Origin of the sequence: Solidesulfovibrio sp. (assembly GCF_029978005.1) — a bacterium.
Classification (GTDB): Bacteria; Desulfobacterota; Desulfovibrionia; order Desulfovibrionales; family Desulfovibrionaceae; genus Solidesulfovibrio.
The window spans coordinates 1-7,436 of the sequence record NZ_JARKOZ010000093.1; the positions used below are offsets into that span (position 1 = coordinate 1).

The window sequence follows — 7,436 nt, forward strand, 5'->3', positions numbered from 1 at the left end:
TCCAAGGACAAGATCCGCGCCAACCTGGGCGCCCTGCAGAACCGCCTGGAGAACACCATCTCCAACCTGCAGATCCAGGCCGAAAACCTCCAGGCCGCCGAGTCCCAGATCTCGGACGTGGACGTGGCCACGGAAATGACCGAGTTCGTGCGCCAGCAAATCCTGACCCAGTCGGCGGTGGCCATGCTCTCCCAGGCCAACTCCCTGCCGCGTATGGCGCTGAGCCTGATCCAGGGCTAAGCGGAAAGGTTTTGAGCGGCCGGGCCGCCCGATGCGGCCCGGCCTTTTTATGGCACAATGCTTGCTAGAAGAGTGACGGAGTCCCCCAAAGCAGCAACCCCTGTCAGGATCTCGTCATGTCCAGCACGATCAGCGCCTACACACCGGTCACCACCTCGGGACAGATCACCTTCTCGGGTCTTGGCAACGGTACGGACTTCGACTCGCTGATCACCAAGCTTGTCCAGGTCGAACAAAGCCGCATCACCACCCTGCAGACCTGGAAGCAATCCTGGGTCGACAAGCAGGAATGCTTCCAGGAACTCAACTCCGCCATGCTCGCCCTCAAGACCACGCTCGAGGGCATGGACACCGAGGGCGAATTCCTGGTCAAGACCACCGATTCCACCAATTCCTCGGTGATGAGCGTCTCCACGGGCTCCAACGCCCTGGACGGCTCCCACTCCGTCGAAGTGGTGCGCCTGGCCACGGCCAAGGCCATGGTCACCAAGACCGGCTATTCCAGCGCCGACACGGACATCAATCCGTCAAGCACCGACGCCGACTTCAAGTACGCCTACCAGGGCACGACCTACACCGTCTCCGTCGGCGCCAACGCCTCCCTCACGGACCTGGCCAGCATCATCAACAACGACCCCAACAACGCCGGGGTCAAGGCCAGCGTGGTCTACGACGGTTCGAAGTACTATCTCCAGATGCGCGGCATGGACACCGGCGATGCCGCAAGCCTCATCATCGCCTCCAACTCCGCCCTTTCCGGCTTTGGGGCCGCCAATTTCTCCACCATCACCTCCAACGCCAGCGCCCAGCTCAAGCTCGACGGCTGGCCCACGGCATCCGACGCCTATATCACCCGCGAAACGAACACCGTCTCGGACCTGGTTTCCGGCCTGACCCTCAACCTCAAGAGCACGGGCAAAGTCACCATCACCACGGCCACGGACACCGACGCCGTCCGCGAGCACATCCAGACCTTCGTCGAGCAGATGAACACCGTGCGCACCCTGCTGCAGGACCTGACGAAATACGACTCGTCCAGCCAGCAGGCTTCGATCCTGACCGGCAACTACGGCCTGCAGATCATCGACACCCAGCTCAAGACCGCCGTGGCCGGCAAGGGCGTGGGCTTCGACTACACCGAGGACGCCTTTTCCGTGCTCTCCCAGCTCGGCATCTCCACCGACGCCGAGGAGGGCTCCCAAACCGAAGGCCTGCTCATCATCGACGGCGACCGCCTCAACGAGGTCCTGGCCTCCAACGCCAGCGGCGCGGCCGAACTCTTCGCCGCCAACTACCTGGGCCGCACCAACAGTTCGGACATGGCGCTGTCCTCCTACATTTCCGGCACCACCAAGTGCGGCACCTACGACGTGTCCTACACCACGAACGCCAGCGGCAAGATCACCGGCGCCACCATCAACGGGCACGAAGCCATCTGGCACAGCAATTCAAACCTCATTACCGGTTCCCACGGCTACGACGAAGCCGGTCTGGTCATCAAGGCCATCGACGTGTCCGCCGGCACGCATACCGGGTCGGTGTCCCTCAAGCAGGGCAAGACCGGCGAGCTCGTGGACCTGCTCGGCCAGCTCACCAACAGCACCGACGGCCCCCTGCACATCCTCGACCAGAATTACGACGACATCACGGCCATGATCGACGACAAGATCGCCTTCGAGCAGCGCCGCATCAACACCTACGCTTCCAACCTGCGCAAGCGCTTCGCCAAGGTCGACTCCATGCTCTCGACCTACAGCCAGATGCAAAGCCAGCTCGACTCCCAGATCAGCCAGCTCAGCAGCAGCTCCAGCTAACCCGCAGGCCCGAAGGAAGTTGCCGCCTCCCCCTTCAGAAATTCCGACGGCGTCCGATAAGAGGCAAAACAGGGGGAGACTTCCATGCAAAACGCCGCCAGATCCTACTTCCAGACCCAGGTCGCCACCACCACCCAGGGCGACCTGCTGATCATGCTTTTCGACGCGGCGCTCAAGTTCCTGCGCCAGGCCAAGGAAAAGATCGCCGCCAAGGACTACGCGAAAAAGGGCATCCTCATCTCCAAGGCCCTGGACATTCTCTCCGAACTCCAGGGCACCCTCAACGCCCAGAAGGGCGGCGAACTGGCCGAACGCCTGCAAAAGCTCTATTTCTTCTGCAGCACCCGGCTCCTGGCCGCCAACCTCAGGATGGACGTCTCCAAGATCGACGAGGTCATGCATATTTTGACCGGTCTGCGCGACGCCTTCCACGAGGCCAACGGCAAGGTGGCCACCAAGGTCGTGCCGACCCAGGGCCTCCAGGCGACCACCCGCCCCTCCCTCGCTCCCGTGGCCCCGGGCGCTCCCCAGGCCGTCGCCATGGCCGCCTACGCCGCCTCTCCGGAACAGGCCGCCCCGGCCAAGCCCGTCCAGACGGCCGCCCCGCGCCAGCCCGTGCTGGCCAGCGCCGGCCCGGCTCCGGCCAAGGCCGAACCCGCGGCCGTTGTCAACATCCCGACGCCGCTTCCGGGCTCCATCGCCCAGGCCTCCAAGGCCGCGCCGGTCAACCGCATCATGGCCGCCTACGCCGCCAGCCGCGCCCAGGGCTGAGCCACCCCGGTCCCACGGTCCCCTCCCTGGACTTTCCGCCGCGCCATGCGCTACAGCCCCTGACGGAGGCCGTGGTGCAAGGCGCGCATCCTTTTTTCACCTATACCAGCGAGATCCTGGCCTGGCGGCTGGGCGACCCCCCGGGCCCGGACGAGGCGGCCGCCCCGGCCCCGGACGCCGACGCCGCCCGGGCCAAGGCCCGTCGCATCCTGCGCGCCGCCGGGGAGAAACGCGAAATCGTCCTTCTGGGCCTCGGCACGGGAGCGGTGGCCGCCGCCCTGGCCGGGGAACTTCCTGTCGACAAATTCCTGACGGTGCTCTGCCCTGACCCCGAAAACGTCCGACGCCTTGCCCAGGCCGGCCGCCTCGGCTGGCGCACGCCCGACGGCCCGGCCCAACTTGTGGCCGACACATCCCGTCAGGCCCTTTTCTGCCTGCCCGCCCTGGCCGGTTTCACCCCGGACACGGCCATCGTCGTCGCCAATCCGGAACCCGCCCCGCCGGGCGCGCGCGAGCCCCTGGCCTGGGCGCGCCGGATGCTGACGGAAAGCGCGCCGCTGCCCGATGGTCCGGACGACGCGGACGTGTCCGCCCAGCCGGGCGTGACGCTGGCCGTGCTGGCCCGCCCCGGGGAACCCGGGCTTTCGGATTTCTTCGCCGCCTGCGCCGGCCTGGGAGAGCGCGCCGTCGTCCTCTGGGACGCCGCCGACGTACCAGGCGAAGCCGCCCTGGCCGAGGCCCTGGACAGGCCCGTGCGCCACCTGGCCCGGCCCCTGGCCAACGATTTCGCCGCCCAGCGAAACGCCCTGCTCGCCGCCTGTCCTCCGGGCTGGGTCCTCAGCCTCGACCCCGACGAACGGCCCCATCCGGATATGGCCGCCATCGTCGCCCGCCTGACGCGACGCCCGGACCTCGGCGGGGCCTTCTTCCCCCGCCTGACCCTCTACCCGGACCCCGGCCACGCCAAGGTCGGCCACGGCCTGTGGCCCGACCTCCAGCTGCGGCTCCTGCGCAACCTCTCCCCGGCCCGGCCGCGCTACGTCCGCCCCGTGCACGAACGCCTGGAAGGCCTCTCCGGCCGGGCCGCCCTGGCCCTCGGCGCGCCCCTTGGCCACCTCAACCGCCTGCTCGCCGACGACGGCGCGGTCACAGCCAAGCTCGCCGCCTACGACGCCGCCGGCGGCATCGCCCGCCACCGCCTCAGCCGAGACTATCCGGCCCTGCCCCTGGATTTCTTCGCGGCCCTGGCCGCAAAAGGCCCCAACGCAAGGGTTTTGCTGCCGCCGCCCCTGTGGTAACAGGCCCCGGGCAGGCGGCGGTTGCCTTGAGGCCTCGCAGCGGCTACACTGCATCCTGCCGTTTCACGCCCGGCGGCCACCACCGGGCGTCGCAGCAAAGGGACATGATGCGCATCACTTGCCCGCAATGCGGTTTCTTCCGGGACATTCCCGACAACAAGGTCCCGGTGACCTCGACCATGGCCACTTGCCCCAAGTGCCGCCACCGGTTCAAATTTCGCCTGGACAGGGAACAGGCCTCCCGCCGCCAGGAACCCCGCGCCCCCCTGCCGGGGCAGGAGGAAACCGAATCCTCCTGGCGCAGGCCCGGACCGGCCGCCGCCCGTCGCGACGCCACCGCCCCGCCCGCCAGCCGCTTCGACCCCGAAGTCCTTCCCGAGGACGACGTCCACGAGGTCGCCCCGCCGACGGACCGCCGCACGGCCGCGCCGCAGCCCCTCGAAGACGAGCCCCCGACGCCGCATTACGAAGAACCGGCCCATTTCCGCCACGGTCCGCCGGACGCCCATGGCGCGGCCGACGACCGGGACGGCCGCCCCGTCTCCGCCAAGCCGACGCGCCGGCCCCTGCTCGAGGAGGAAGAGGACGAGGATTTCCAGGCCCCGCCGCCCCGGCGCGTCAGGCAGGTCGAGCAAGCCCCCAAGGACGATCCGCTCCCGCCCCCCATCGAGGAGGCCCAGGATCCGCTCCCGCCGCCGGTCGAGAAGGCCCAGGCGTCGTCCCCCCCGCCGGATGCCCCCCGCGAAACGACCCGGACGCCCCAAGCTCCCGAGGAAACGTCCGCCCCCTCCCCCGCTCCCGCCGCCCGGCAGGAACCGGAACAGGAAGCCGCCAAGACCCCGCCGGCCGGACGCCGCAGCGACGGCGTGCGCGACATCTGGGCGCGGCTCAAGGCCATGGACGAGGACGCTCCGAAAAAACGCGTCGATCCCGAATCCCTGGGCGATCCCTTCGACGACGAGGAGTCCCCGCCCCGAGAGGTCGTCACCGACCCCATCCCCTGGGAGCGGCTGGACGCCTACGGCTTCTTCCCGGGCCTGCTGCTCACCCTCAAGAAGATCCTGCTCTCGCCGGCCGCCTTCTTCGGGGAGATGCCCGAGGGCCGGCCCAAGGGGAAAGCCCTCGTCTTCAACCTGCTCATCAGCGAATTTCTGCTCGTCCTCGACTTCCTGTGGTCGCTGATGGGACTGCGGCACAAGCTCGGCGCGGGCACGGCCCAGTCCGAAGCCCTGGGCGCGGCGGCGGCCACGCCGGGACTGGGCTTTCTCATCGCCCTGCTCCTGGTCCCCCTGGCCATCGCGCTGGGCATATACCTCGACGCCTGGCTCACCCACCTGCTGCTCCTGCTCTTCCGCAGCGCCAAGAAAGGCTTCAACGAGACCTTCCGGGTCATGTGCTACAGCGCCGCGCCCACCGTGCTGACCGCCATCCCCGTGGCCGGGCAGATCCTCTCGCCGATCATCCTCGTCTGGTACATGGCCGTGCAGGCCATCGGCCTCAAAAAGGTCCACCAAGGGGCCTACACCCAGACCCTGGCCGCCATCTTCATCAAATGGTCCCTGTACCTCTTCCTCCTCCTGGCCATGCTGCAAAACTTCACCCCGGGCCAATAACGCCGCCCGCCGCCACCCCTTGACGCTGCCGCCGGGAATCGCGACAACACGACCAGCAACAGACGAAAAATGGCGCTTCCGGCATGCCTCACCCGGCAGGCCCGCGCCGACGAGGACGGAAAAAGGCCATGTGGGCATGGTTGCGCGGCATCTGGCAGAAAATGGCCATCAAGAGGCGGCTGGCCCGGGACATCCATCCCGAGTCCTTCCGCGTCATGGCCGCCGAACTGGCCGAACTGGCCGACCTCGCCTCCAAGGCCCGGCCCGAGGAACAAGCCTTCCAACTCAAGGCCCGCCGCATCCGCGAGGAAATGCGCGAACTCGGACGCATGGCCAAACGCCCCGAATTCCGGCTGCTGCCGTCCAAGAAACGGCTGGAACTGCGCGAAAGCCTGCTCTCCTCCCGGGAGCAGCTGCTCAAAACCCTCTCCGACGCGCCCGTGGTCACCACCACGCGCCAATAACCCCCGGCCCCGCCCAAGGAGGTCCCATGCGCCGACTGCTCAACCGCCCCGGCTTGCCGCTCCTCGGCCTCGCCCTGTGCCTCCTCGCGGCCGCCTGCGCCGTGGAGCCCAAACTCTCCGACAAACACACCGTCTACATCGACAACTACACCCGGCGCGGCAACGCCGAAGTCTACGTCGAACCCCTGCGCTCGCCGCCGCGCCCCGTCAGCGCCCTCATCGTGCCCTTCCAGGTCACCCAGGACATCCCCGCCTCCCAGGAACTCGGCGAACAACTCACCCGCATCGTCTGGCAAACCTGGACCCGCGACCGCGTCTACCCCAAGCTCATCTACGAAGCCAACCTGCGCAACGGCACCACGCCGCAAGCCGTGGCCCTGGCCCGCAAAATGGGCCTCGACGTGGTCATCGTCGGCAAGTTCACCTACGTCATGTCCGGTGGCACCCGCGGCGACAGCGGCGTCTCCTTCACCTTCGACGTCATCGACGTCCAAAACGGCGAACGTCTCTGGTCCATGGCCCATGCCGGCACCATGGAAACCGGCCTCACCGAGGACTACATCATCTTCGCCCGCAAAAACCGCATGCCCACCGACCCCCTGACCGCCATCACCGCCACCCTGGCCATGGACATGGGCGGCCCCATGACCAAATGGAATTACGGCTTCCGGCCGCCCCCGCCCGCCAGCCCCAACCCCAGCCCGCCGCAGCCGCAGCCGGCTGGCGCTGGATCGTAAGCGGGGGGATCAAACGGGGCTTTGCCCCGAACCCCACCGGGGGGCATGATGCCCCCCGGACCCCCTCGGCGGCTTGGTCGGGCTGGAAGGCGGAGCGTCACCGGAAGGCCGGTCGTCGGGCGGACCGAAGATGGGTGCGGAATTTCGCCTGCCGTTCCCACACGCCTCCCCACCCGCCCCGTCGGGGAGGGTCCGGGAGGGGGTCACCCCCTCCCGGCCGCCGGAGGCATCTTCGTCTTTTCTCCCGCCTTACCCGTCGCTGACGCCCGCCGAGGCGAACGTGGCCATCTTCCCGTACACGTTCCCGGCCGCGCGCATGAGAAACAGGGCCAGGGCCGCGCCGGTGCCTTCGCCCAGGCGCAGTCCCAGGTCGAGCAGCGGTTTTTGTCCCAGGGCGTACATGATGGGCGCGTAGCCCGGTTCGGCCGAGGCGTGGCTGATGAAGGCGTAGTCGGCCACGTTGGGGGCGATGGCCCGGGCGGCCACGTAGGCGGCGGTG

General features: G+C 68.3%; 8 protein-coding genes. 7 read left to right on the plus strand and 1 reads right to left on the minus strand.

The window, feature by feature from the left end:
• The 7 genes from Q1K70_RS10915 to Q1K70_RS10945 all read left to right on the plus strand — a co-directional run.
• A partial coding sequence (locus tag Q1K70_RS10915) for a flagellin (protein ID WP_300159095.1) occupies positions 1-240 on the plus strand: 240 nt, incomplete at its 5' end.
• Positions 241-356: 116 nt separating this feature from the next.
• Positions 357-2,054, plus strand: coding sequence for a flagellar filament capping protein FliD (fliD, locus tag Q1K70_RS10920; RefSeq protein WP_300159098.1), 1,698 nt, complete (start codon positions 357-359; stop codon positions 2,052-2,054).
• Between the two features lie 84 nt (positions 2,055-2,138).
• The gene (gene fliS / locus Q1K70_RS10925; RefSeq protein WP_300159101.1) at positions 2,139-2,825 is read left to right on the plus strand and encodes a flagellar export chaperone FliS; all 687 of its coding nucleotides are present in this window, start codon (positions 2,139-2,141) and stop codon (positions 2,823-2,825) included.
• Positions 2,826-2,899: 74 nt separating this feature from the next.
• Positions 2,900-4,123: a hypothetical protein gene (locus Q1K70_RS10930; RefSeq protein ID WP_300159104.1), complete on the plus strand. Its 1,224-nt coding sequence runs from the start codon at positions 2,900-2,902 to the stop codon at positions 4,121-4,123.
• 104 nt (positions 4,124-4,227) lie between these two features.
• The gene (locus tag Q1K70_RS10935) at positions 4,228-5,736 is read left to right on the plus strand and encodes a YIP1 family protein (protein ID WP_300159107.1); all 1,509 of its coding nucleotides are present in this window, start codon (positions 4,228-4,230) and stop codon (positions 5,734-5,736) included.
• Positions 5,737-5,864: 128 nt separating this feature from the next.
• Complete coding sequence (locus Q1K70_RS10940; protein WP_300159109.1) at positions 5,865-6,200, plus strand: hypothetical protein; 336 nt, start codon at positions 5,865-5,867, stop codon at positions 6,198-6,200.
• A 26-nt stretch (positions 6,201-6,226) separates the two neighbouring features.
• Positions 6,227-6,937, plus strand: a complete 711-nt coding sequence (locus tag Q1K70_RS10945; protein ID WP_300159111.1) for a hypothetical protein — start codon at positions 6,227-6,229, stop codon at positions 6,935-6,937.
• A gap of 249 nt (positions 6,938-7,186) precedes the next feature.
• Here Q1K70_RS10945 and Q1K70_RS10950 read toward each other — a convergent pair.
• The coding region (locus Q1K70_RS10950; protein ID WP_300159113.1) for a nicotinate-nucleotide--dimethylbenzimidazole phosphoribosyltransferase at positions 7,187-7,436 on the minus strand (250 nt) is incomplete at its 5' end.

Excerpts from the sequence above, each read along its gene's own strand:
- fliD (WP_300159098.1), top strand. The coding sequence starts at position 357 with ATGTCCAGCACGATCAGCGCCTACACACCGGTCACCACCTCGGGACAG.
- fliS (WP_300159101.1), top strand. The coding sequence starts at position 2,139 with ATGCAAAACGCCGCCAGATCCTACTTCCAGACCCAGGTCGCCACCACC.
- Q1K70_RS10935 (WP_300159107.1), top strand. The coding sequence starts at position 4,228 with ATGATGCGCATCACTTGCCCGCAATGCGGTTTCTTCCGGGACATTCCC.
- Q1K70_RS10940 (WP_300159109.1), top strand. The coding sequence starts at position 5,865 with ATGTGGGCATGGTTGCGCGGCATCTGGCAGAAAATGGCCATCAAGAGG.
- Q1K70_RS10945 (WP_300159111.1), top strand. The coding sequence starts at position 6,227 with ATGCGCCGACTGCTCAACCGCCCCGGCTTGCCGCTCCTCGGCCTCGCC.